Source organism: Stenotrophomonas daejeonensis (assembly GCF_001431505.1).
In the GTDB taxonomy this organism is placed as follows: Bacteria; Pseudomonadota; Gammaproteobacteria; order Xanthomonadales; family Xanthomonadaceae; genus Stenotrophomonas; species Stenotrophomonas daejeonensis.
On the sequence record NZ_LDJP01000024.1, the window covers coordinates 21790 to 46611 of the forward strand.

The 24822-nt window shown below is 69.0% G+C and carries 21 protein-coding genes; 18 read left to right on the forward strand and 3 right to left on the reverse strand.

Annotation, left to right across the window (positions count from 1 at the left end; genetic code table 11):
* Positions 1-91 precede the first annotated feature (91 nt).
* The 3 genes from ABB34_RS04970 (at position 92) to ABB34_RS04980 (ending at position 2975) form a co-directional block, all read left to right on the forward strand.
* Positions 92-1033 (forward strand): nucleoside hydrolase, encoded by a 942-nt coding sequence (locus ABB34_RS04970; RefSeq protein WP_057640149.1) that lies wholly within the window; start codon positions 92-94, stop codon positions 1031-1033.
* 83 nt (positions 1034-1116) lie between these two features.
* The gene (locus ABB34_RS04975) at positions 1117-1359 is read left to right on the forward strand and encodes a type B 50S ribosomal protein L31 (RefSeq protein ID WP_054657059.1); all 243 of its coding nucleotides are present in this window, start codon (positions 1117-1119) and stop codon (positions 1357-1359) included.
* A 338-nt stretch (positions 1360-1697) separates the two neighbouring features.
* The gene (locus tag ABB34_RS04980) at positions 1698-2975 is read left to right on the forward strand and encodes a citrate synthase (protein WP_057640150.1); all 1278 of its coding nucleotides are present in this window, start codon (positions 1698-1700) and stop codon (positions 2973-2975) included.
* Between the two features lie 128 nt (positions 2976-3103).
* Here ABB34_RS04980 and ABB34_RS04985 read toward each other — a convergent pair whose 3' ends face one another.
* The gene (locus ABB34_RS04985; RefSeq protein WP_057640151.1) at positions 3104-3730 is read right to left on the reverse strand and encodes a hypothetical protein; all 627 of its coding nucleotides are present in this window, start codon (positions 3728-3730) and stop codon (positions 3104-3106) included.
* A gap of 81 nt (positions 3731-3811) precedes the next feature.
* Positions 3812-6238, reverse strand: a complete 2427-nt coding sequence (locus tag ABB34_RS04990; RefSeq protein ID WP_057640152.1) for a penicillin-binding protein 1A — start codon at positions 6236-6238, stop codon at positions 3812-3814.
* Between the two features lie 218 nt (positions 6239-6456).
* Between ABB34_RS04990 and ABB34_RS04995 the strand changes: the two genes are divergently transcribed.
* The 13 genes from ABB34_RS04995 to tkt all read left to right on the forward strand — a co-directional run bounded on the left by ABB34_RS04995 (position 6457) and on the right by tkt (position 22004).
* Positions 6457-7515, forward strand: coding sequence for a pilus assembly protein PilM (locus tag ABB34_RS04995; protein ID WP_057640170.1), 1059 nt, complete (start codon positions 6457-6459; stop codon positions 7513-7515).
* Positions 7515-8252 carry a PilN domain-containing protein gene (locus ABB34_RS05000; RefSeq protein ID WP_057640153.1) on the forward strand — a complete coding sequence of 246 codons (738 nt, stop codon included), beginning with the start codon at positions 7515-7517 and terminating at the stop codon, positions 8250-8252. Before ABB34_RS04995 ends, ABB34_RS05000 begins: the two co-directional genes overlap by 1 nt.
* Positions 8249-8929: a type IV pilus inner membrane component PilO gene (locus ABB34_RS05005; protein WP_057640154.1), complete on the forward strand. Its 681-nt coding sequence runs from the start codon at positions 8249-8251 to the stop codon at positions 8927-8929. Before ABB34_RS05000 ends, ABB34_RS05005 begins: the two co-directional genes overlap by 4 nt.
* On the forward strand, positions 8926-9459 hold the full coding sequence (locus ABB34_RS05010; RefSeq protein ID WP_057640155.1) for a pilus assembly protein PilP: 534 nt from the start codon (positions 8926-8928) through the stop codon (positions 9457-9459). Before ABB34_RS05005 ends, ABB34_RS05010 begins: the two co-directional genes overlap by 4 nt.
* A gap of 19 nt (positions 9460-9478) precedes the next feature.
* A complete protein-coding gene (locus tag ABB34_RS05015; RefSeq protein WP_057640156.1) occupies positions 9479-11356 on the forward strand; it encodes a type IV pilus secretin PilQ in 1878 nt (625 codons plus the stop codon).
* Positions 11357-11458: 102 nt separating this feature from the next.
* Positions 11459-12469: an AAA family ATPase gene (locus ABB34_RS05020; RefSeq protein WP_057640157.1), complete on the forward strand. Its 1011-nt coding sequence runs from the start codon at positions 11459-11461 to the stop codon at positions 12467-12469.
* A 32-nt stretch (positions 12470-12501) separates the two neighbouring features.
* The gene (locus ABB34_RS05025; RefSeq protein WP_083490071.1) at positions 12502-13464 is read left to right on the forward strand and encodes a DUF58 domain-containing protein; all 963 of its coding nucleotides are present in this window, start codon (positions 12502-12504) and stop codon (positions 13462-13464) included.
* Positions 13461-13913 (forward strand): DUF4381 domain-containing protein, encoded by a 453-nt coding sequence (locus ABB34_RS05030; RefSeq protein ID WP_425478964.1) that lies wholly within the window; start codon positions 13461-13463, stop codon positions 13911-13913. The genes ABB34_RS05025 and ABB34_RS05030 overlap by 4 nt, the downstream gene beginning before the upstream one ends.
* The gene (locus ABB34_RS05035) at positions 13913-14911 is read left to right on the forward strand and encodes a vWA domain-containing protein (RefSeq protein ID WP_057640160.1); all 999 of its coding nucleotides are present in this window, start codon (positions 13913-13915) and stop codon (positions 14909-14911) included. Before ABB34_RS05030 ends, ABB34_RS05035 begins: the two co-directional genes overlap by 1 nt.
* Positions 14908-16698 carry a vWA domain-containing protein gene (locus ABB34_RS05040; protein WP_057640161.1) on the forward strand — a complete coding sequence of 597 codons (1791 nt, stop codon included), beginning with the start codon at positions 14908-14910 and terminating at the stop codon, positions 16696-16698. Before ABB34_RS05035 ends, ABB34_RS05040 begins: the two co-directional genes overlap by 4 nt.
* On the forward strand, positions 16695-18362 hold the full coding sequence (locus tag ABB34_RS05045) for a BatD family protein (protein WP_057640162.1): 1668 nt from the start codon (positions 16695-16697) through the stop codon (positions 18360-18362). The genes ABB34_RS05040 and ABB34_RS05045 overlap by 4 nt, the downstream gene beginning before the upstream one ends.
* A gap of 159 nt (positions 18363-18521) precedes the next feature.
* The gene (locus tag ABB34_RS05050; RefSeq protein WP_057640163.1) at positions 18522-19802 is read left to right on the forward strand and encodes a dicarboxylate/amino acid:cation symporter; all 1281 of its coding nucleotides are present in this window, start codon (positions 18522-18524) and stop codon (positions 19800-19802) included.
* A gap of 195 nt (positions 19803-19997) precedes the next feature.
* Positions 19998-22004 (forward strand): transketolase, encoded by a 2007-nt coding sequence (gene tkt / locus ABB34_RS05055; RefSeq protein WP_057640164.1) that lies wholly within the window; start codon positions 19998-20000, stop codon positions 22002-22004.
* A 155-nt stretch (positions 22005-22159) separates the two neighbouring features.
* Here the strand turns inward: tkt and ABB34_RS05060 are convergent, their stop codons facing one another.
* Positions 22160-22579, reverse strand: coding sequence for an Lrp/AsnC family transcriptional regulator (locus ABB34_RS05060; RefSeq protein WP_057640165.1), 420 nt, complete (start codon positions 22577-22579; stop codon positions 22160-22162).
* Positions 22580-22716: 137 nt separating this feature from the next.
* Between ABB34_RS05060 and ABB34_RS05065 the strand changes: the two genes are divergently transcribed.
* Both ABB34_RS05065 and ABB34_RS05070 read left to right on the forward strand, forming a co-directional pair.
* Positions 22717-23772: an ornithine cyclodeaminase gene (locus tag ABB34_RS05065; protein ID WP_057640166.1), complete on the forward strand. Its 1056-nt coding sequence runs from the start codon at positions 22717-22719 to the stop codon at positions 23770-23772.
* Positions 23773-23806: 34 nt separating this feature from the next.
* Positions 23807-24721, forward strand: coding sequence for an arginine deiminase-related protein (locus ABB34_RS05070; RefSeq protein ID WP_057640167.1), 915 nt, complete (start codon positions 23807-23809; stop codon positions 24719-24721).
* Positions 24722-24822 lie beyond the last annotated feature (101 nt).

Here is a 24822-nt window from a genome sequence, read left to right on the forward strand (position 1 = left end):
CGCGCACCAAGGTGCGCTCCTACGGGTCACGCGCTTCCCCTGCCATGACGGAGGTGCCAGACTCGGTCCCCAACCAGAAACGAAGTAGATGATGAGCAAGAAGATTCCCCTGCTGATCGACACCGACCCCGGCGTCGACGACGCGCTGGCGCTGTTGATGGCCTTCGCCGACGAGCGCCACGAAGTGGTCGGCCTGACCGTGGCGGCGGGCAATGTCGGCCTCGATCACACCGTGCGCAACGCGCTGAAGCTGTGCGAAGTGGCCGGGCGCGAGGACGTGCCGGTATTCGCCGGCACGCCCGACCCGCTGGTGCATCCGGCCGAAGACGCCGCGCACGTGCATGGCCGCGACGGCTTTGGCGACGTCGACCTGCCGGCCGCGGCGCGCGCTGCCGAAGCCGAGCACGCGGCGCTGGCGATCCTGCGCCTGTCGCACCAATACGCGGGTGAGCTGGTGCTGGTCGCGCTGGCGCCGCTGAGCAACATCGCGCTGGCGCTCAAGCTCGACCCGACCCTGCCGCAGCGGGTCAAGCGCATGCTGGTGATGGGCGGGGCGGTCACCGGCCATGGCAACATCACCCCGGTGGCCGAGTTCAACATCGCCTTCGACCCGGAGGCGGCGCACATCGTGTTCACCGGCTTCCCGCACATCGAGGTGGCGGACTGGGAGGCCACCGTCGCCCACGGCCTGCTGCACCGGGACGTGGAGCAATGGCTGGCCGCCGACACCGGCAAGGCGCGTTTCTACGAACTGATCTCGCGGCAGACCCGGCTGTGGTCCGAGGACAGCCGCGGCGAACGCTGGTACGCCGCCGACGCGCTGGCGATGGCCTGGGCGTTGCAGCCGGAAGGCGCCACCCGGCTCGAACGGCGCCCGTTGTCGGTCGAACTGGCCGGCACCCATACCCGTGGCGCCACCGTGGTGGACTGGAACCGCCAGACCGGCGCGCCGGACAACACCACCTTGCTGCTCGGCTACGAACAGGCGCGCTTCGAGGCACAGGTGCGCCGGGCGCTGGGGCTACCGGCCTGAGCCGGCGGCGGCACGGCTTGCCCCCGGTGGGCGGCCGTGCCTATAATGCCGCTCTTGACCACCAGCCCACACGGTGTGAGCCCATGAAGGCCGACATTCATCCCGATTACCACAACGTCGTGTTCCACGACGTCACCTCCGATTTCAAGTTCCTGACCCGTTCGACCATGTCCTCCAAAGAAACGGTCAAATGGGAAGACGGCGAAGAGTACCCGCTGGTCAAGGTCGAAATTTCCTCGGCTTCGCATCCGTTCTACACGGGCAAGCACAAGGTCATCGACACCAGCGGCCGCATCGACAAGTTCCAGAAGCGCTACGCGCGCTGATCGAACGGTTGTCCTGCCTTGGCAACGGCCGCGCATCGCGCGGCCGTTGCTTTGTGCCGTCCATCGGAACGGGCGACCCCGTGAGTCACGGGCAAGCGATGCCGGAGGTTCCTCCGCTGTCGGCCGCGCCGTCTGCCTGAACCATTCGCAACGCGCATCCCGCGTGCTCGCGATGCAGTGTCCCGCATCCGCAGGTCCATAGAACTTTGGTCTGTGCGATCAACAAATGCTGCTGTGCGATAATGACCTGATCCGTGGCGAGGCCGCGGACTCTGTTCACGCGTCCATGCCGTCATTCCTCGTCGGGTTGGGCGCCTTTCCCCACTGAGGAGCGCACTGTGTCCGATCTAGATCAGGTCACGCTCAACGCCGGCGACACGTCGGTCGTTCTGCCCGTAGTCAAACCCGTGCTGGGCAATGGCTGCATCGATATCTCGAAGCTGACCAAGGAAACCGGTCTCTTCACCTACGACTCCGGCTACACCGCCACCGCCAGCTGCAAGTCGGCCATCACCTACATCGATGGCGACAAGGGCGTGCTGCTGTACCGCGGTTACCCGATCGAGCAGCTGGCCGCGAAGTCCAGCTTCGTCGAAGTGGCCTACCTGCTGATCAACGGTGAGCTGCCGTCGGCCGAGCAGCTGAAGGCGTTCGAAGCCGAGCTGACCGCCGAAGCCGGCGTCGACGCATCGATCAACACGCTGATCGGCAGCTTCGCCAAGGACGCGCATCCGATGGCGATCCTGGCTGCCTCGATCGCGCAGCTGTCGGCCACGTACCACGCCTCGCTGGACCTGGCCGACGCCGAGCAGCGCCGCAAGGCTGCGGTGCGCCTGATCGCCAAGGTGCCGACCCTGTCGGCGCTGATCTACCGCCACGGCAAGGGCCTGCCGGCCAACACCCCGGACACCTCGCTGGACTATGTCAGCCGCTTCCTGAAGCAGACCTTCGAGTCGGCCGACGGCAAGTACGAGCTGAACAAGGACGTGGTCAAGGCGCTGGACCTGCTGTTCATCCTGCATGCCGACCACGAGCAGAACGCCTCGACCTCGACCGTGCGCCTGGTCGGTTCCACTGGCGCCAACCCGTATGCCTCGGTCGCCGCCGGCGTCACCGCGCTGTGGGGCCCGGCCCACGGCGGCGCCAACGAGGCGGTGCTGAAGATGCTCGAAGAGATCGGCAGCGCCGACAACGTCGAGTCCGCCGTGCTCAAGGCCAAGGACAAGACCTCGGGCTTCCGCCTGATGGGCTTCGGCCACCGCGTCTACAAGAACTTCGACCCGCGCGCCAAGGTCATCGGCGAGATGACCCGGCAGGTGCTGGGCCAGCTGGGCGTCACCGACCCGCTGCTGGACGTGGCGGTGAAGCTGGAGAAGGCCGCGCTGGAAGACGATTACTTCGTCGCCCGCAAGCTGTACCCGAACGTCGATTTCTACAGCGGCATCATCTACAAGGCGCTGCAGATCCCAACCGAGATGTTCACCGTCATGTTCGCCCTCGGTCGCACCGCCGGCTGGGTGTCGCACTGGCTGGAGCAGCAGGTCGACCCGGAAATGAAGATCGGCCGTCCGCGCCAGGTCTACACCGGCCACGATGTGCGCGATTACGCCAGGTAATCGCGGCGACGGCTGCTTCCGACAAGGCCCCGCATTGCGGGGCCTTGTCGTTTCCGGACCGTAGGAGCGCACCTTGGTGCGCGATAAGGCTCTACCGGGAAAGCTACATCGCGCACCAAGGTGCGCTCCTACGGTTGTTCGGTACGCATCAGGCTTTGTACTTGCGCCAGTCCCGCGCGCGGCAGCGGCTTGCCGTCCTCGGCCGACAGCGGCGGGTTGCGCAACGCGTCCTCGGGCAGCACCACCAGTTCGAAGGCGATGCCGTCGGCGGCAAACTCCCAGGCCGGAACGCGTTGCGGCGACGCATGCGCGTCGATCCGTACGCCGCGGGTGCGGGCTTCGGCGGGGATCTGCTGCTCGTGCAGGAAGCGTTGCACCGCGTCAGCATCGTCGCAGTGCAGGTGCAGGACCACAGGGCTGTTGGCGTCGGCGGTCCCGGCCAGTACCGCGCCGGTCAGGCGCGGTTTGAAGGCGTGCAGGAAGCGCATGGCCTGCAGCGCCGATTCGCGGCGCAGGTGCAGTGCTTCGGGTTGCGAGCCGACATCGAACAATCGCTGCTGCTCGCGCAACGCGGCTTCCACCTGCGCCTGCCGCGGCCACCGCGATTCGTCGTGGATGCCCAGCCGCAGGGCGGCCTTGCGCCGCGCATGGTCGAGGTCGTGGATGCCGCTCTCACGGACCAGCCGGGCCGCCTCCTGGGCGATCCGCTGGCGCTCGCGCTCACCGCGTTGTACCTGCTGGCCGGGGTGGGGCATCGGGCTGCCTCCGTCAGTGCATGAGCCGGCCGCAGGCCGGTGCCGGGGCATGCACGGATGCCCGCCCCGGTGGGAACCTCGTCAGAAGATGTCGAACGCGGCGTCGTCGGCCTGTTCGTTCTGGTCGAAGTCGAATTCCTGCAGGCGGTCCAGGTCCTCGACCTTGATCCATTCGGTGGCGCCGTTGACGCTGGCCTCGACCATGCCCGACGGCGGGTCGTTGCGGGCGACGGGGGCATCCTTCAGCGCCACGCGCATGTAGTCGATCCAGATCGGCAATGCCGCGCGGCCGCCATATTCGCGGTAGCCCAGCGAGCGGAAATCGTCGCGGCCGACCCACACGGTGGTGGCCAGTGGACCGCCGAAGCCTGAGAACCAGGCGTCGCGATGGTCGTTGGTCGAGCCGGTCTTGCCGCCCACGTCCTCGCGCCCCAGCACCCGGGCCGCGGCGCCGGTGCCGCGCTGGACCACGTCGCGCATCATCGACACCAACTGGTAGGCGGTGCGCTCGTCGATCGCGCGTGGCGCGGTGCGGGCATCGGGGTTCACCGGCGTGGCCACCGGTGCCTCGGCTTCCGTTCCGGCAACCTCCTTTGGTGCCACGGGCCGGGCCGCGGAGCCGAAATTGAAGCCGTCCACCACCTGGCTGGCCGGCGCGGCGCCCGGGGCGACGCCGCCGCAACCGCGGCAGGCCAGTGCCGGGTTTTCCTTGAACAGCACGATGCCGTCGCGGTCCCTGACCTCGTCGATCACCCAGGTATCCACACGCGAGCCGCCGTTGGCGAAGGTGGCGTAGCCGCGAGCCACCGACAGCGGCGTCAGCGAGGCGGTACCCAGCGACATCGACAGGTTCGGCGGCAACTCGGCCTCCTCGAAGCCGAATTCGCTGATGTACTTGCGCGCGAAATCCACGCCGATGCTGTCCAGCAGGCGCACCGACACCAGGTTGCGCGACTGCACCAGCGCCTCGCGCAGGCGCATCGGGCCGCGGAAGCCGCCGCCGTCGTTCTGCGGCTGCCAGGTCTTGCCGCGGCGGTCGCGGAACACCACCGGCGCGTCGAGCACGATCGAGGCCGGGTTGAAGCCCTTGTCGAACGCGGCCGCATACAGAAACGGCTTGAAGCTGGAGCCGGGCTGGCGCCGTGCCTGGGTGGCGCGGTTGAACTTGTTGCCGGCGAAGCTGAAGCCGCCGACCAGCGCCCGCAGCGCGCCGCTGTCGGCGTCGAGCGACACCAGCGCGGCCTGCCCGCGCGGGATCTGGTCGATCAGCCACTCGCCTTCCTTGTCGCCGGCGCGCACCCGGATCAGGTCGCCGCGCACGGCCAGCTTGGCCGGCGCCCGCGAGGTCCAGCGGCTGGAAGCCGCCGCCAGCACCAGCTCGGTGCGGTCGGCCAGCACCACGGCCAAGCTGCCGTCGGCATTGGCGGCAGCGACAATGGCCGGCAACAGGCCGGACTGGGCCGGGATGCCGGCAATGCGCCGCGCCAGTGCCGCGGCATCGTCGCCGGCATCGACGTCGAAATGCTGCTCGGCACCGTGCCAACCGTGGCGATGGTCGTACTGGATCAGGCCGGCATGCACCGCGGCCGTGGCCGCGTCCTGCATCTGCCCGTCGATGGTGGTGGTGACGTGGTAGCCCTTGTTGAGCACGTCGCCGCCGTACCTGGCGATCATCTCCTGGCGCACCATCTCGGCCACGTACGGGGCGTGGACCTCCACTGGCGGCTCGTGCGGCGCGGCGTGCATCGGCACCGCCTTGGCGTCGTCGGCCTCGGCCTGGCTGACGAAGCCCAGCTCGGCCATGCGCTGCAGCACGTAGTTGTCGCGGCGCTGGCGCGCGCGTTCGGGGTTGCTGATCGGGTTGCCGCTGGATGGGAACTTGGGGATGCCGGCCAGCGAGGCCATCTCGTCCAGCTCCAGCTCCGCCAGCTTCTTGCCGTAGTAGTACTCGGCGGCGGCGCCGATGCCATAGGCGCGGTTGCCGAAGAAACTCTTGTTCAGGTACAGCTCGAAGATCTCGTCCTTGCTCAGTTCGCTCTCGATCTTGCGCGCCAGCAGCATCTCGGCCAGCTTGCGGGTGTAGCTGACCTCGTTGCTGAGGAAAAACTGGCGGGCCACCTGCTGGGTGATGGTCGAGCCGCCGGGTACCCCGTCCTTGGAGCCGGTCTTGGCGATCAGCCAGATCGCGCGGGCCACGCCCTTGTAGTCCACGCCGCCGTGTTCGTAGAAATTGGCGTCCTCGGTGGCCAGGAAGGCCTGCTTCAGGCGCAGCGGCACGTCCTTGATCTGCACCGGGTAGCGGCGGGTTTCGCCGAACACCGCCATCAGCCGGCCGTCGCGGGCGTGGACGTACATCGGCTCCTGCAGCTCCACCTCGCGCAGCGCGTGCACGTCCGGCAATTTCGAGGAAACGACGTAATAAAGGGCGCCTGCGGCAATCGCGCCCACCAGGGCCAGGGCGACGGAGAGGGCCAGCAGCCAGCGCAGCCAGCGGCGGAAACGTGGCATCAAGCGAGGTCCAGATTGCGGATTTCGTGGCCGCAGAGTATAGATTATGTCCGGGAGCGGCTGGGGGCGCTCCCAGGGGACAAATCGGTGGGAAGCGGCTCTGCTGGCGTGACGGATTTCTCGGCCTGCACGCAGGGGAGTTGCCAACCGCCACAAATTCATTATTAATGCGCGGACGCAACACTAGCGTCCAAGTGCCCGTCGGCAGGGGAGAAACCGTGGGGCTTATCCCAAAAAGTCAGACACCGATCATCGGTGTCGACATCAGTTCGACTGCGGTGAAGCTGCTTCAGCTTTCCCGCAGCGGTAACCGTTTCCGCGTGGAACACTACGCGGTGGAACCATTGCCGCCCAATGCGGTGGTGGAAAAGAACATCGTCGAGGTCGAGGCGGTTGGAGAGGCGATCCGGCGCGCGGTGGCGCGTTCGGGCAGCAAGGCCAAGAGTGCCGCCGCGGCCGTGGCCGGTTCGGCGGTGATCACCAAGGTGATCCCGATGCCGGCCGAGCTGGACGAGAACGACATGGAGGCTCAGGTCGAACTGGAGGCGGTGAACTACATCCCGTATCCGATCGACGAAGTGAGCCTGGACTTCGAGGTGCTCGGGCCGGTCCCGAACAATCCGGAGATGGTGCAGGTGCTGCTGGCGGCTTCGCGCTCGGAGAACGTCGAGCTGCGCCAGTCGGCGCTGGAGCTGGGCGGGTTGACGGCCAAGGTGATGGACGTGGAAGCGTTCGCCATCGAGAACGCCTTCGCGCTGGTGGCCAGCGAACTGCCGGTGGCCAGCGACGGCGTCGTCGCACTGGTCGACATCGGCGCGAGCATGACCACGCTCAGCGTGCTGCGCGGCGGGCGCAGCCTGTACAGCCGCGAACAGGTGTTCGGCGGCAAGCAGCTCACCGACGAGGTCATGCGCCGCTACGGCCTGAGCTACGAGGAGGCCGGCTTGGCCAAGCGCCAGGGCGGGTTGCCGGAGAGCTACGAGGTCGAGGTGCTGGAGCCGTTCAAGGAGGCCACGGTGCAGCAGATCGGCCGCCTGTTGCAGTTCTTCTACGCAGGCAGCGAATTCAACCGCGTCGACCACATCGTGCTGGCCGGCGGCTGTGCCTCGCTGCCGGGCCTGCCGGCGATGGTGGAGGAGCAGCTGGGCGTGGCCACTTCGGTGGCCAACCCGCTGGCGCAGATGACGCTGGGCCAGAAGGTGCAGGCCCACGCGTTGGCCCAGGACGCACCGGCACTGATGATCGCCACCGGGCTGGCCATGCGGGGGTTCGACTGATGGCACGGATCAATCTATTGCCGTGGCGCGCCGAGCGGCGCAAACAGCGGCAGCGCGAGTTCTATTCGATGCTCGGCCTGGCCGCGGTGGCCGGCGTGGTGCTGTCGCTGCTGCTGTGGTTCTACTACAGCCAGCAGATCAGCGGCCAGAACGAGCGCAACGGCTACCTCCAGGCCGAGATCGCCAAGGTCAAGGAGCAGAACAAGGAAATCGACCGGCTGGACATCCAGAAGAAGCGCCTGCTCGATCGCAAGAAGGTGATCGAGGAGCTGCAGGGCAAGCGCTCGCAGATGGTGCACCTGTTCGACTCGCTGGTGCGGACCATCCCGGATGGCGTGGTGCTGACCTCGCTCAAGCAGGAAGGCGACCTGTTGACCCTGGAAGGACGCACCCAGTCCAACGCCCGGATCAGTACCTACATGCGCAACCTCGAAGGCTCGGGCTGGATGACCAACCCGGAGCTGTCGGTCATCGAGGCCAAGGCACAGGAGTCTTCCGGCAGCGGGGTGGACATCAAGTCGCTGCCCTACGTGTTCGTACTGCGGGTGAAGCTGCCGGCGCCGGGTGAGAACCAGGTTGCCGCGGCTGCGGCCGAGCCGGAGTCCGCCGATGCGGCTACACCGGCTGCGGCACCGGCAAGCGAGGCCGAGGCGCCGGCCGCTGCCACACCGGCCGCGGGTGAGCCGCAGGAACCGGCCACGCCCGCCGCCGCGGCGCAGAAGGAGGCCCGCTCGTGAGCCAGAAGAAAACCAACCTCAAGGACCTGGACTTCAACAACATCGGCAACTGGCCGAAGCAGGCGAAGCTGGTGTTCTGCGTGCTGCTGGCGCTGCTGATCGTCGTCCTTTCCTACCTGCTCGTCGTGCGCGGCATGACCGAGGAACTGGAGGGACTGGAGCAGCGTGAAGTCACCCTGCGCCAGGAGTTCGAAAAGGAACAGAAGCGCGCGGTCAACCTGGACCCGTTGAAGCAGCAGCTGGCGCAGATGGAACAGGTGTTGCAGCAGATGCTGCGGCAGCTGCCCAGCAAGACCGAGATGCCGGACCTGATCATCGACGTGTCGCAGACCGCATTGTCCAGCGGGCTCAACAACGAGCTGTTCCAGCCCGGCGCGGAAGTACCCAAGGAGTTCTACGCCGAGAAGCCGATCGCCCTGCGCCTGGTGGGCAGCTACCACCAGTTCGGGGCGTTCGTCAGCGGCGTGGCTTCGCTGCCGCGAGTGGTGATCCTGACCATGCACGACATCAACCTGAAGCCCAAGGGCGGGAAGGGCGGCATTTCCGCGCGCAGTGGCGCGCTGGAGCTGTCCGGCACGGTCAAGACCTACCGCTACCTTGACGATACCGAGCTGGAAGAGCAGGAAAAGCAGGCCGCTGCCGAAGAGGCCGCGCGCAAGAAGGGGGGCAAGCGATGACACGTTCCCTTCGCAATGCATGCGGCGTTCTTGCGCTGCTGCTGGTAGCGACCGGCTGCACGCGCGGCATCAGCAGCACGCCGGGTGATGCGCCCAACCTGGAAAAGTGGATGGCCGACGTGCGTGCACGGCCGGCCGAGCCGCTGGAGCCGCTGCCGGTGATGCAGCAGTTCGAGACGTTCGAATACTCGGCGCAGGGGCTGCGCGATCCGTTCAGCGATGCTTGGGTCAATCCGGACGGGGGAAGCGGCTTGCGCCCGGATCCCAACCGGCGCAAGGAGCCGCTGGAAGCCTTCCCGCTCGACAGCCTGGACATGGTTGGCACCATCGGCAAGGGAGCGGGCATGGTCGCGCTGGTAATGGGGCCAGACAAGGTGACCTACCGCGTCCGCCCGGGGGTGTACCTGGGGCAGAGCGATGGCCGCATCACCGCCGTGCGTGAAGACGGCATTGAGCTGATTGAACTGGTGCCGGACGGTGCTGGCGGCTGGCTGGAACGCCCGGCCTCGCTGGCACTGGACGATCGTTGATTGATTAGGGGATAGCACGATGACTTTTTCCAAAGCCCTGAGCCTGCGTCCCGCCCGGCGCCAAGCGATGGTCCATGCCCGCGCACTGGGAGTTGCGCTGGCACTGGCCTGCGGCTCTCCGTTCATGGCCTTCGCGGCCAATACCGTCCCCGACGCTGCGGTGCAGCCGGCGGCGACGGTCGCGGTCACCAAGGTCGACTTCAAGCGCGGTGACGACGGCGCCGGCCGCCTGATCCTGCAGTTCGACGGGCAGGGCGCGAGCCCCGACCTGCGCACGCAGGGCAACGACGTCGTGGTCGACGTCGGTAATGCGACCCTGCCGGCCGAACTGCAGCGTCCGCTCAACGTGGTGGACTTCGCCACGCCGGTGCAGCGCATCGATGCCCGGCCCTCCGGGCATGGTTCGCAGCTGGTGCTCAGCACGCAGGGCGCGTTCGAGTCGCTGGCCTACCAGACCGGCAACGAGTACGTAGTGGAGATCGCGCCACGACAGGAAGCATCGGCCACCGGTTCGGTGACTGCCAAGACCGTGGCGCAGGCCGCCGCGGCGGTAGCCGCGCGCGGCTACAGCGGCAAGCCGGTGACGTTCAACTTCCAGGACGTGCCGGTGCGCACGGTGCTGCAACTGGTCGCCGAGGAATCGGGGCTGAACCTGGTGGCTTCGGACACCGTGCAGGGCAGCGTGACCCTGCGCCTGGTCAACGTGCCGTGGGACCAGGCGCTGGACATCGTGCTGCGTGCCAAGGGCCTGGACAAGCGCCGCGACGGCGGCGTGATCTGGGTGGCGCCGCAGGCGGAGCTGGCCAAGTTCGAGCAGGACAAGGAAGACGCGCGCATCGCGCTCGAGGAGCGCGAGAACCTGGTCACCGACTACATCCAGATCAACTACCACAACGCCGATGCGATCTTCAAAGCCTTGACCGAGGCCAAGGGCATCGGCAACCGCGGTGGCGGTTCGGGTGGCAGTGGCGGCCAGCGCGAGAACGGCTTCCTGTCCTCGCGTGGCATGATCGTGGCCGACGAACGCACCAACACGCTGATGATCAGCGACATCCCGAAGAAGATCGCGCAGATGCGCGAGCTGATCGCGGTGATCGACCGTCCGGTGGATCAGGTCCTGATTGAGGGCCGCATCGTCATCGCCACCGATACCTTCGCGCGTGACCTGGGCGCCAGGTTCGGCGTCAACGTCAACAACATGAACCCGGCCACCGGCAGGGGCGATGCCTATGGCGGCACCCTCGGCACCAATGGCAACACCATTACTGATCGCGGGCTCAACGTGAACCTGCCGGCCGGCACCTTCACCAACACTGCCCCCGGTGCGATTGCCTACACGCTGCTGCGTGGCGGCTTCTCGCTGGACGTGGAACTGTCGGCGATGCAGGAAGAGGGACGTGGCGAGGTGGTGTCCAACCCGCGCATCGTCACCGCCAACCAGCGTGAGGGCGTGATCAAGCAGGGCAAGGAAATCGGCTACGTCACCATTTCCGGTGGCGGCGGCGCCGGTGGTGCGGCCACGGCCAACGTGCAGTTCAAGGAAGTGGTGCTGGAGCTGAAGGTCACCCCGACCATCACTCAGGACAACCGCGTCTTCCTGAACATGAACGTGAAGAAGGACGAAGTGCAGGAGTTCATGGACGTCGACAACTACGGCAATGTGCCGGTCATCAACCGTCGCGAGATCAATACCGCGGTGCTGGTCGATGATGGCCAGACCGTGGTGATCGGCGGCGTCTATGAATTCAGCGATCGCAGCAGCGTGAGCAAGGTGCCGTTCCTGGGCGACATCCCGTTCCTTGGCAACCTGTTCAAGAAGCGCGGCCGCAGCAAGGACAAGGCCGAGCTGCTGGTGTTCGTGACGCCGAAGATCCTGCGCGTGGCCAAGCCGAACTGAGCCGGGCCACTGGGTGTCTGGAAAGGGCCGCCGCGAGGCGGCCCTTTTCGTTGCCCGCATGGACGGTGAACCATTTCACGGTGGATCGGTCAAACTGCGGCCATGAACCTGCCTCCCACTCCGCCGGAACAGCCGGCTGCCGGAAACGGATTGCACGGCGATTTCATCGCCCTGCGTGACGCGCTCGCCACCGAAATCGTTGGCCAGTCGCTGCTGGTCGAACGCCTGCTGATCGCATTGCTGGCCGATGGCCACCTGCTGGTCGAAGGCGCGCCCGGCCTTGCCAAGACCACCGCGATCCGCGCGCTGGCCACCCGCATCGATGCCGGTTTCGCGCGCATCCAGTTCACCCCGGACCTGTTGCCGGCCGACCTTACCGGCACCGATATCTGGCGGCCGCAGGAAGGCCGTTTCGAGTTCCAGCCGGGGCCGGTGTTCCATTCGATCCTGTTGGCCGACGAGATCAACCGTGCCCCGGCCAAGGTACAGTCGGCGCTGCTGGAGGCGATGGGCGAACGGCAGGTGACGGTCGGGCGCACCACCTACCCGCTGCCGCCGGTGTTCCTGGTGATGGCGACGCAGAATCCGATCGAGCAGGAAGGCACCTTCCCGCTGCCCGAGGCACAACTGGACCGCTTCCTGATGCACGTGCGCATCGGCTATCCCGATGCCGGCGCCGAGGTCGAGATATTGCGGTTGGCCCGTGAGCGCGCCCTTCAGGCGATGGACGCCCGGCCCGCGGTGGTGCGGAAGCTGTCGCTGCAACAGGTTGAACAGGCGCGGCGTGCAGTGTTGGAGCTGCACGTGGCACCGCAGCTGGAGCGTTATCTGGTCGAGCTGGTGCTGGCCTCGCGCGATGCCGGCGCGCATGACCCTGCGCTGGCGCGGCGCATCGCCTGGGGCGCAAGTCCGCGCGGCTCCATCGCGCTGGAACGCTGCGCGCGGGCGAAGGCCTGGCTGGCCGGGCGTGATTACGTGACCCCGGACGACGTGCGCGCGGTAGCGCCGGACGTGTTGCGCTACCGCGTGCTGCCCAGCTATGAAGCGGCTGCCGAAGGCTGGGATGGCGAGCGCCTGGTTGCTGCGTTGCTCGATTGCGTGCCGTTGCCGTGATGAAGCGGGGAACGGGGAACGGGGAACAGGGAATGGCGGTATCCGGTGAGCCGTCGGTTCACGGCGAGGCTCCGTTCCCCGTTTCCGATTTCCCCGTCTCCGCTGCCAATGGTCTCGTGCCCGCGTTGCCCGAACTGATTGCATTGCGCCGCCTGGCGTCGCGCGGCAACGATCCACGACGTGGCCGTCGTGGCGTGGTCGGCCGCGCCGCGGCGGTCCAGCGCGGGCGTGGCATGGAGTACGCCGAGTCGCGTGAGTACGTGGCTGGCGACGATGCCCGGCATATCGACTGGAAACTCAGTGCCCGCACCGGTTTCACCCACACCAAGACCTTCCAGAGCGAGCGCGAGCGGGTCAGCCTGATCGTGGCCGATACCGCGCCAGCGCTGTATTTCGGTACCCGTGTGCGCTTCAAGTCGGTGCAGGCCGCGCGCGCCGGGGCGGTGGCGGCGTGGTCGGCATTGCGCGATGGCGACCGGGTGGCGGCATTGTGCGATGGCGGACAGGGCGGACTGGTACCGCCGACGGGCGGAACGCGCGGGGTCCTGCGCGTGCTCGATGCGCTGGCGCGTTGGTACCGCGCACCGCCGCCGGCTGGCGATAGTGGATTGCAGGCCGCGCTGGAGCAGGCCGCACGCTTGCTGCACCCGGGCGCGCGTGCGCTGGTGCTGGCCGACCCGGCCAGTGCGCTGGCCGTCGCGCCGGCCGTCTGGTCGGCGTTGTCGATGCACGTGGACGTGCGGCTGTTGCTGCTGGTCGATCCGCTGGAACTGGAGCCGCCGGACTGCGTGCTGCCGCTGTCCACGCCGCATGGACGGATGCAACTGGACCTTGCCAGCACGCCGGCGCGTGAAGCCTGGGATGCTGCCTTCGTCGCGCCGATCGAGGCGCTGTGCGGCAGCCTGCCGGGCCGGCGCATCCAGGTGCAGGTGCTGTCCAGCGACGACGCCAGCGATGCATGGCTGGCGGCCGGCGTGCAACGGGGAGGCCGGTGAGCGCGCCGTTGCCGCTGCGGGACGTGCACCTGCCCGCTGCGCCGGATTGGTGGCCGCCGGCGCCGGGTTGGTGGCTGCTGGCCGCAGCCATTGCCGTGGCGTTGCTGCTGCTGGCATGGCTGCGGGGGCGGCGTCGGCGCCGCCGCCAGCGTTGGTTGGCATTGTTCGATACGGCCTTGGCCGCCGCAGACACGCCTGTCGCGCGGATTGCCGCCGCTTCGGAGCTGTTGCGCCGTGCCGTGCGCCGTTCCGCACCGCGTGCGGTGCACTTGCAAGGTGAGCAATGGCTGCGTTTCCTCGACGGCAGGCAAGGCCACGCCTTCAGCGAAGGCGACGGCCGTCTGCTGCTCGATGGCGGTTATCGTCGCGACGTGGAGGCGGGGCAGGCAACGCGGCTGTGTGCACTGGCCCGCATCCGCTTCCTCGCACTGATGGAGGCGCGGCGTTGATGGACGCTGCGCGCGAATTGCTGTCGGACCTGCTGCCGGCCTTTGCTTGGCCGTGGATGTGGCTGGCATTGCCATTGCCGTTGTTGGTGCGCTGGTGGCCACTGTCCGCGCGCCGGGTGCCGGCCTTGCGGGTGCCTTGGGAGCCGGAGCGCCTGCAGGTGGAAACGACGGCGCGCCGCGGGCCCTCGCTGCGCATGCTGTTGCCGTGGCTGGCATGGATCGCCCTGTGCGCGGCGGCCGCGCGCCCGCAGCAGGCGGGTGAGCCGGTGGAACCGCCGCGGCAGGCGCGGCAGATGATGTTGGCCGTGGACCTGTCCGGCAGCATGAGCGAGGCCGACATGCAACTGGGTGGGCGGGTGGTGGACCGCCTCACCGCCGCCAAGGCGGTGCTGGCCGATTTCCTCGAACGCCGCGAAGGCGACCGCATCGGCCTGCTGGTGTTCGGCCAGCGCGCCTATGCGTTGACGCCGCTCACCGCCGACCGCGCCAGCGTGCGCGAGCAGCTGCGCGACAGCGTGGTCGGCCTGGCCGGGCGCGAGACTGCGCTGGGCGACGCCATCGGATTGGCGGTCAAGCGCCTGCGCGAGCAGCCCGAAGGCCAGCGCGTGCTGATCCTGCTTACCGACGGCGTCAACACCGCCGGCGTGCTGGAACCGCTGAAGGCCGCCGAGCTGGCCAAGGCCGAAGGCGTGCGCGTGCACACCATCGCCTTCGGCGGCAGCGGCGGGCTCTCGCTGTTCGGCATGACATTGCCCGGCAGCGAGGACCCGATCGACGAGGACACGCTGGCGCGCATCGCCAGGGAAACCGGCGGCCGCTTCTTCCGCGCACGCAATACCAATGAACTGGCCGGCATCTATGCCGAGCTGGACCGACTGGAGCCGGTGAAGAGCGCCGGCCCCGCGCTGCGGCCGTGGCTGGAGCGCTACCCGTGGCCGCTGGCGGCGGCATTGTTGCTGGGCGTCGCCGCGCTGATCTGGCCGGGGCCGCGGCGATGACCCTGTTCGATTCCCTGCATTTCCTGCGCCCGCACTGGCTGTGGGCCTTGCTGCTGTTGCCGGTGGCGGTGGCCGTCGGCGCATACCGGCAGCGGCGTCGCGCCGATTGGCAGGCGGCGATCGACCCCCACCTGCTCGCGCACCTGCTGGAGGGCGGCCGCGGTCGTCACGTCGGTGGTGCGCTGGCGCTGCTCGCCGGCGTGCTGCTGGCCGTGCTGGCGCTGGCCGGGCCGAGCTGGCGGCAAATCGAACAGCCGTTGTGGGAAACGCGGACGCCACTGGTGATCGTGCTGGACCTGTCCAGCCGCAGCAGCGCCACCGACCTGCCGCCCTCGCGGCTGCTGCAGGCGCGCGCCAAGCTGGCCGCGCTGCTGCACGAACGCAAGGGCGGGGAGGTTGCTTTGGTCGTCTATGCCGGCGACCCCTTCACCGTGGCCCCGCTCACCGACGATGCCGGCAATGTCGCATTGTTCCTGGACGCGCTGGCGCCGGAGATCATGCCGGCCGACGGCCAGCACGCGGGCAGGGCGCTGGCGTGGGCTGCCGGCCTACTGCAACAGGCCGGCGCGCACGATGGCGACATCCTGCTGCTGAGCGACCGGGCCGATGCCGCCGCCAGTGCCGAGGCGTTGCGCATCCGCGCCGCCGGCCACCGGGTTTCGGCGATCGGGCTGGGCACGCCGCAGGGCACGGCCTACCGCCGCCGCGATGGCCGCATCGAACAGGCCCGGCTGGACGAAGCCTCGCTGCGCGCACTGGCAACCGCCGGTGGCGGCGACTATGCGCGCATCACCGCCGACGATGCCGACCTGCGTGCGCTGGGCGTATTGCAGGCGCGCAGTGGCAACGACCAGCGCCGCGATGAAAATACCGGCCGCAGTTGGCAGGACGCAGGCTACTGGCTGCTGCCGCCGCTGATGCTGCTGGCGCTGCTCGCCTTCCGCCGGCCCACGCGCGGCGCGGCGGCGTTGCTGCTGTGCCTGTCCCTGCCATTGGCGCTGCCGGCGCAGGCCGCGGAAAAGGGCGGCTGGTGGCAACGCGCCGATCAGCGCGAACACCGGCAACTGGACGCGGGCGTGGCGGCATACCGCAATGGCGATTTCGCCGCCGCGCAGCGTCGTTTCGAAGGCATCGACAGCGACCAGGGCTGGTACAACCTCGGCAATGCACTGGCGCAGCAGGGGCAGTACGACGAAGCGATTGCCGCCTACGACCATGCGCTGCGGTTGCAACCGGGCATGGCCGACGCGCTGGCCAACCGCGCGATGGTCGATGCCGCGCGCAAGCGCCGGCAGCAACCCGATGGCAAGCAGGGCGGCGGACAGCAGGACCCGTCCAGGCCGCAACCGGGCAAGGATTCGCAGGGCAAGGGCGATCCATCGCGGCAGGATGACCGGCAGCCACCGCAAAGCCAGCCGCAATCGGGCCAGCAGGACAAACCGCAAAACCCGGATGTGCAGGACAAGGGTCGCAATGGCCAGCCCACCTCGGACAGCGGCCAACCGTCACCGGCGGAGCCACCGCAAACCGAAGACCCCGGCAAACAGCAGCAGGCCGACCAGGCCCAGCGCCAGCGCATGGCCGAAGCAATGCGCCAGCAGCAGGCGCGCGAAGGCGAAAACGCGCCGGCCGACGCCCGCGCCGCGCAGGCGGCGATGGACCCGCAGGAGCGCGAGCGGCGGCAGGCGGTGGAAGCATGGATGCAGCGCGTGCCCGACGAGCCGGGCGCGCTGCTGAAGGCGAAATTCCAGCTCGAACACGAACGACGCAGGCGGGAAGGACGATGAACGGGCACGACATGCGCACCGGCGCGCGCTACCTGCTGCTGGCATGGCTGCTGCTGTGCGCGGGTACCGCGCTGGCGCAACCGCGCGCGTGGCTGGACCGCGACGCGATCGACGCGGGCGACAGCGTCACCCTGAACATCGAAACCGACCAGCCCGGCGCGGAGCCGGACTACGCGCCGTTGCAGGCCGATTTCATCCTCGGCGAGCGCAGCAGCGGGCGGCAGGTGCGCATGGCCAATGGCCGCGTCGGCAACATCGCCCTGTTCGGCGTCGTCCTCACCCCGCGCCGCGGCGGCGTGCTGGCGGTGCCGGCATTGCGCGTGGGTGCGCAGGTCACCGCCCCGTTGCGGTTGACGGTGCAGGACGCGCCGGTGGCCGGGCGCGACGGCAATGCGCCGGCCTTCGTCGAAACCGAGGTGGACGACCCCCATCCCTACGTGCAGCAGAGCGTGGGCGTGGTGGTGCGGTTGTATTACGCCGCGCAGCTGGCTTCCGGCGAGCTGGACCTGGACACGCCGGCCAACGCGTCGTTGCAGCGCGTTGGCAACGACCGCAGCTTCGTGCGCGAGGTCGGCGGGCGCCGCTACAACGTGGTCGAGCGCCGTTTCCTGCTGGTGCCCGAGCGCAGCGGGCCGCTGCAGCTGGCCGGTGCCCGCTTCAGTGGCCGTGGCGTGGGCGGCCTGTTCGGTGATTTCTTCGGCCGTGACAACGGCCGGCTCAGCGCCCGCGCGCCGGACCAGGTCCTGCAGGTCCGGCCGCTGCCGGCCGCGGCGCCGCAACCGTGGCTGCCCTTGAAGGAGCTGCAACTGCGTTACCTGACCCGGCCGCAGGCGGCGCGGGCCGGCGAGGCGCTGACGCTGGAGGTGGAAGCGCGCGCGGTGGGCGCCACGCGCGCGCAGTTCCCGGACCTGCCGGTGCCGTCACTGGGCGATGCGGCGCAGGTGTTCGCCGAGCCGGTGCAATACGACGAACGTTTCGACGGCGCCAGCCCGCAGCTGACGCTGACCCGGCGCTACGCCATCGTGCCGCGGCAGCCGGGGGCGCTGAGCGTGCCCGGCATCCGCCTGCGCTGGTGGGACGTGGCCGCCGGGCAGGAGCGCGTGGCCAGCCTGCCGGCGCTGGAGCTGCAGGTGGCGCCGGGCAGTGCGGCCGCCGCACCACCCCCGCTGGCGCAACCACCGGTTGCGACGCCGGTGGCCGGTGGCGATGCCGTGGCGGTGGCCGTGCCGGCGCGGCCGTCGTGGCTGTGGCCGGGCCTGGCCGCCGGCTTCGCCCTGCTGTGGCTGGCCACGCTGCTGTGGGGTCTGTCGCGGCGGTACCCGGCCGCGGTGCCGGCAGGCAGGGGAACCGCACCGGTACCCGGGGGGCGCCATGCACTGGCCGACCTGCGCCGCGCGCTGGATGTCGGCGCGCTGGACGAGGTCGCCCACATCCTTGTCGGGATGGGCGGGGTCGGCAGCGTGGACGAGGTGATCGCCCGCCTCGATGACCCGGCCCAGCGGCAGGCGCTGGAGCGCATGCAGCGCGCCCGCTGGGGCGGCGGGGACGACTTGGCGCAGGTGCGCGAACGGTTGCGCGAGGCGTTCCGCGGCGGGCCGCGCTGGCGCGGCGCCGCCGCGCCGGAAGCACCGGTGCTGGCGCCCCTGTATCCGGGGGACCGGTAACCGGGCCGCGGCCTGCGGCTGCCCGCCCGCCACCCGGCCGGGGCGGCAACCGTCTGCGGCGCGGGCCGATGGCGGCCCGGAGGGCATGAACCGATGGCAGGGTGGGGCCGGAAACCCCTCTGCTAAGCTTCGCCGCTTCTCTGCAAAGGAAGTACCCGCATGACCAACGCAGCGACGACCTCGGCTGGCATGCCGTTCCACTGGAAGATCGGCATCGGCTTCGGCATCGGCCTGCTGTTCGGCCTGATCGTGCACATGGCCAGCCCCGGCGCGGACTGGGTGCACCTTGTCACCACCTACCTGACCAACCCGGTTTCGGGGCTGTTCCTCAACCTGATCTTCATGCTGATCGTGCCGCTGATCTTCTCGGCGCTGGTGATGGGCGTGTCGGAGATGGGCGACATCCGCTCGTTGGGCCGCATCGGCTGGAAGTCGCTGGCCTTCACCGTGGTGCTGTCGGGCGTGGCGGTGCTGATCGGCCTGCTGCTGGTCAACCTGCTCAAGCCCGGCGCCGGCGTGGACCCGGGCACCGCCGCGCAGCTGCTGGCCGACAACGCCGAGCGCAGCAAGGAGATCGTGGCCGGCATCGGCGACCAGCCCAGGGGCATGGACATGCTGCTGTCGATCGTGCCGTCCAACGTCATGCACGCGGCCTCGGACAACGGCATGATCCTGTCGCTGATGTTCTTCGCGCTGATGTTCGGCGTCGGCATGGTGCTGTCGCCGGCGGACAAGGTGGAAACCCTGCGCCGTGGCATCGAGGGCCTGTTCGAGATCTCGATGACCCTGATCAACCTGGTCATCCGCCTGGCGCCGTACGCGGTGGCCTGCTTCATGTTCAACCTGGCGGCGATCTTCGGCTTCAGCCTGCTGGTCAAGCTCGGCGCCTACGTCGGCGTGGTGGTGCTGGCGCTGGCGCTGCACATGTTCGTCAGCTACGGGCTGGCGGTGAGGCTGGCCGGGCGCTCGCCGCGGGGCTTCTTCCGCGACACCCAGGAAGCCACGCTGATGGCGTTCTCCACCGCCTCGTCCAACGCCACCCTGCCCACCGCGCTGCGGGTGGCCGACCAGATGGGTTTCCCGCGCAAGGTCTCGCGCTTCGTGCTGACCGTGGGCGCCACCGCCAACCAGAACGGCACCGCGCTGTTCGAGGGGGTGACGGTGATCTTCCTGGCGCAGTTCTTCGGCGTGGACCTGAGCATCGGCCAGCAGTTCATGGTGATGGTGGTGTGCATCCTCGGCGGCATCGGCACCGCCGGCGTGCCGTCCGGCTCACTGCCGGTGGTGGCACTGATCTGCGCCATGGTCGGGGTCAACCCGGTCGGCATCGGCCTGATCCTCGGCGTCAACCACTTCCTGGACATGTGCCGCACCGCGCTCAACGTCACCGGCGACCTGGCCCTGACCGCGCTGGTCGCGCGCGGCGAAGGCGAGGAGTAACCGGCGGCGGACTCGCACGGTCGTGGATGCGGGGCTTGCCCCGCATGGGGCTCTCCCGACGAAGCCCGTGCCGGGCATGCCCGGCACCTACGGAAACCTGCGGTGCCGGGCGGGTCATGGCCTGACCCGCCCGCGTCCCATGTGGGACAATGGGCGGCCCGCAGCTCCGCGGGAGCCTCCCTACCCGACGAAATCATGACGCAGCCCACCCGCCGCCAGTTGGCGAACGCCATCCGTTTCCTCGCCGCCGATGCCGTGCAGGCCGCCAACTCCGGCCACCCCGGCATGCCGATGGGCATGGCCGACATCGCCGAAGTGCTCTGGAACGACTACCTCCGCCACAACCCGAACAACCCGAAGTGGTTCAACCGCGACCGCTTCGTGCTGTCCAACGGCCACGGCTCGATGCTGCAGTATGCGCTGCTGCACCTGAGCGGCTACGACCTGCCGATCGAGCAGCTCAAGCAGTTCCGCCAGCTCGGCAGCAAGACCGCCGGCCACCCGGAGCACCATGAGACTCCCGGCGTGGAAACCACCACCGGCCCGCTCGGCCAGGGCCTGGCCAACGCCGTCGGTTTCGCGCTGGCCGAGAAGCTGCTGGCGCAGCGCTACAACCGCCCCGAGTTCGAAGTCGTCGACCACCGCACCTGGGTGTTCATGGGCGACGGCTGCCTGATGGAAGGCATCTCGCACGAAGCCGCCTCGCTGGCCGGCACCTGGGGCCTGGGCAAGCTGGTGTGCTTCTGGGACGACAACAACATCTCCATCGACGGCGAAGTGGAAGGCTGGTTCACCGACGACACCCCGGCGCGCTTCGAGGCCTATGGCTGGAACGTGGTGCGCGGCGTCGACGGCCACGACCCGGCCAGCATCAAGGCGGCCATCGACGCGGCGCTGTCGCAGTTCGACAAGCCGACCCTGATCTGCTGCAAGACCACGATTGGTTTTGGCTCGCCGAACAAGGCCGGGCAGGAATCCAGCCACGGCGCGCCGCTGGGCAAGGACGAACTGGAAGCTACCCGCAAGGCGCTGGGCTGGGAATACGGCCCGTTCGAGATTCCGGAAGACATCTACGCCGGCTGGCGCGCGGGCAGTACCGGCACCCTGCGCCAGGCCGAGTGGGAGCAGCTGTTCGACAAGTACGCCGCGCAGTTCCCGGCCGAAGCCGCCGAACTGACCCGCCGCTCGCACGGCGAGCTGCCGGCCGACTTCGTCGCGCAGGCCGACGCCTACATCGCCCAGGTGCAGGCCGAGGCGCCGAACATCGCTTCGCGCAAGGCCTCGCAGAACGCGATCGGCGCCTTCGCGCCGTTGCTGCCGGAAATCATCGGCGGCTCGGCCGACCTGGCCGGTTCCAACCTGACCCTGTGGAAGGCGAGCAAGACCGTGGTCGGCGACGACCCGGACGCCAACTACGTGCACTACGGCGTGCGCGAGTTCGGCATGAGCGCGATCGCCAACGGCCTGGCCCTGCATGGCGGCTTCCTGCCGTTCGACGCCACCTTCCTGGTGTTCAGCGACTATGCCCGCAACGCGCTGCGCATGAGCGCGCTGATCCCGGCGCACGTCATCCACGTGTTCACCCACGACTCGATCGGCCTGGGCGAGGACGGCCCGACCCACCAGCCGGTCGAGCACGTGTCCTCGCTGCGCTACATCCCCAACAACGACGTGTGGCGCCCCTGCGATGCGGCCGAGTCGGCGGTGAGCTGGAAGGCGGCGATCCTGCGCAAGGATGGCCCGAGCTGCCTGGTGTTCAGCCGCCAGAACCTGGCGCCGCAGCCGCGCAGCGCCGAGCAGGTCAAGCAGATCGAGCGTGGCGGCTACGTGCTGGCCGATTCGGCCGGTACGCCGGACGTGATCCTGATCGGCACCGGCTCGGAAGTGGCGCTGGCCGTGGCCGCCAAGGCCGAGCTGGACGCGGCCGGGATCAAGGCCCGCGTGGTGTCGATGCCGTGCACCGACGTGTTCGAGCGCCAGGACGCGGTCTACCGCGAATCGGTGCTGCCGAATGCAGTCCGTGCCCGCGTGGCGGTGGAGGCCGGCGTCACCGGCTTCTGGCGTGCCTACGTCGGCCTGGACGGCGCCGTGATCGGTCTGGACAGCTTCGGCGCCTCGGCTCCGGCCGACAAGCTGTACCAGCACTTCGGCATCACCACCGAGGCGGTGGTGGCCGCGGCGAAGGCGCAGGTCGGCAGGTAACGGCCGCGGGTTTCGAGCGAACGAGAAAGGCCGGGGTCATCCCCGGCCTTTCTCATTTGCTCCCCTGTAGATGCGGGGCTTGCCCCGCATGGGGCGTTCCCGGCAAAGCTTCATGCGGGGCAAGCCCCGCATCCACGAAGGGACTCCCGCGACCGTCAGCCGCGCAGCGTCTTCAGGTGCACGCTGGTCTCGGTGGCGGTGATGCCGGGAATGCCGCGGATGCGTTCGAGCACGTTCGACAGCTCCGCCAGCGAGGCCACCTGCAGGCCGGCGAGCAGGTCCCAGCGGCCGTTGGTGTCGTGCAGCTCGGCCACGCCCGGCTCGCCGAGCAGGGCGCGGATCACCGCATGCTGGTTGCCCTCCACCGCGATGCAGGCCCAGGCGCGGATGTCGTCCGGGGTGCTGTCCGGGCGCAGGCGCACGGTGTAGCCGGAGATGATGCCTTCGCGTTCGAGCCGGGCCAGGCGGTTGCCGACCGTGCCGCGCGATACCTGCAACTGCTTGGCCAGCTCGGCCAGCGGGGTGCGCGCGTCATGACGCAGCTTGGCGATCAGGCGATGGTCGAGGTCGTCCATTGGGCAAAGTGGCAGGAATAGGTGGCGTTATGGCAGCAGGATGGCGATTCGCCGGCAATAGTGCCATATCGCCTTGCCGTTGCCGTCGGCAGAATGGAGGCATCGGGGCGGTTGCCGCCCATTGCCAGGAGCCTTCCATGACCGCCACCACCCTGCTGACCACCACCGACATCGCCCGCATCGTCGCCGTCCACGGCCTGCCGGCGGTGCTGTCGCGGATGGTGGACTACCTCGAAGCCGACTACCGCCGCTGGCAGGCCTTCGAGAAGACCCCGCGGCTGGCCTCGCATTCGCCGGTGGGCGTGATCGAGCTGATGCCGATCTGCGACGACCGCGAATACAGCTTCAAGTACGTCAACGGCCACCCCGGCAACCCCGCCAGGGGCCTGTCCACCGTGGTCGCCTTCGGCGTGCTGGCCGACGTGGCCACCGGCTACCCGGCGGTGGTCAGCGAACTGACCCTGACCACCGCGATCCGCACCGCCGCCACCTCGGTGATGGCCGCGCGCCTGCTGGCGCGGGCCGAATCCAAAGTGATGGCGCTGGTCGGCAACGGCGCGCAGAGCGAGTTCCAGGCCAACGCCTTCCACCACCTGCTGGGCATCGAGGAGGTGCGCTTGTTCGACGTCGATCCGGCCGCCACCGAAAAGCTGGCCGTCAACCTGGCGCTGTCGGCGCCGGCGCTGCGCGTGGTGCGTTGCGCCGGCGCGGCCGAGGCGGCCGCGGGTGCGGACATCGTCACCACCGCCACCGCCGACAAGACCAACGCCACCATCATCAGCGCCGACATGATCGCCCCGGGCATGCACCTCAACGCCGTGGGCGGCGACTGCCCGGGCAAGACCGAGCTGGAGGCCGCGGTGCTGGAGCGGGCCAGCGTGTTCGTCGAGTTCGAGCCGCAGAGCCGGATCGAGGGCGAACTGCAGCAGATGCCGGCGGAATTCCAGGTGTGCGAACTGTGGCGGGTGCTGGCCGGCGAAGCGGCCGGCCGCCGCGACGCCGCCGAGGTGACGCTGTTCGATTCGGTCGGCTTCGCGCTGGAGGACTATGCCTCGCTGCGGCTGATGCGCGATTACGCCCGCGAGCTGGGCATGGGCCGCGATGCCGGCCTGATCCCGGACATGGCCGACCCCAAGAACCTGTTCGGCTACATGACCGCCACCGCGGCGGCGCCCGGCAGCAAGGCCGCGTGATCGCCGCGGCCCGATGACCGGGGAAGGTGCCGGAATGATTACCCGCGATGCTGCCGCGTTCCTCGAATCCGCGCGCCGGTGCGCACCGGATTTCGGCCCGGCCACGGCCAAGGCGGCGTTCCTGGTCGCGCCCGACGGCTTCGCCCATGCCGCCGAATCGGCCGGGGACAATCGCTACATGGCCGCGCCGGACGGCTTTGACCGCGCCCGCGCGCTGCACCAGCACCGCCGGTTGCAGGCGGCGCTGTCTGCGGACGTGCCGGTGGTGTGCTTCCCCGGCCATCCGGGCATGCCCGACGGCGTGTTCCCCAACAACGTGTTCGCCACCGCGCCGCAACGGCTGGTGGTGGGGCGCATGCGCCACCCGGTGCGCCGGCGCGAGGCCACGCGCGGGGATATCCGCGGGTTCTTCGCCAAGGTGCTGGGCTATGGCGAAATCGACCTGTCCACACAGGAGCATCCGTGTGAACTGACCGGTGCGCTGGTCATCGACCGGGCGCGCGGACTGGGCTTCTGTGGCCTGTCCGAACGCTGCGACGAGGCCGGTGCGGCCTTGATGCACCGCGCGCTGGGATTGCGCGCCACCTGGCTGTTCGACCTGGCTGCCGGCGAGTACCACACCAACGTGCTGTTGGCGCTGCTGGCCGGGCGCGCGGCGCTGTCCTGCGCGGACGGGTTCGCCGAACCGGCGCAGGTGGAGGTGGTGCTGGAGGCGCTGTACGGCCCGCATGTGATCCGGCTTTCGGCGGCCGAACAGGCTGCCTTCGCCGGCAACGCCATCGCCTTGTCGGCGCAGCGGGTGTGGATGAGCCAACGGGCGCTGGACGCGCTATCCGATGCGAGTCGCGACGCGCTGGTGGCAGCAGGCTTCGTGGCCGGAGGCGTGGAACTGGACGCCATCGAGGCGGCCGGCGGGTCGCTGCGCTGCTGCGTGGCTGAAATCTTCTGAAACACCGCCCGCTGCACGGCAAGCGGGCGCATTCCCCTGAAACGGATGGGAGCGGCTTCAGCCGCGAAGGGGCTTTCCCGGACCTGATTAGCACGATCTTT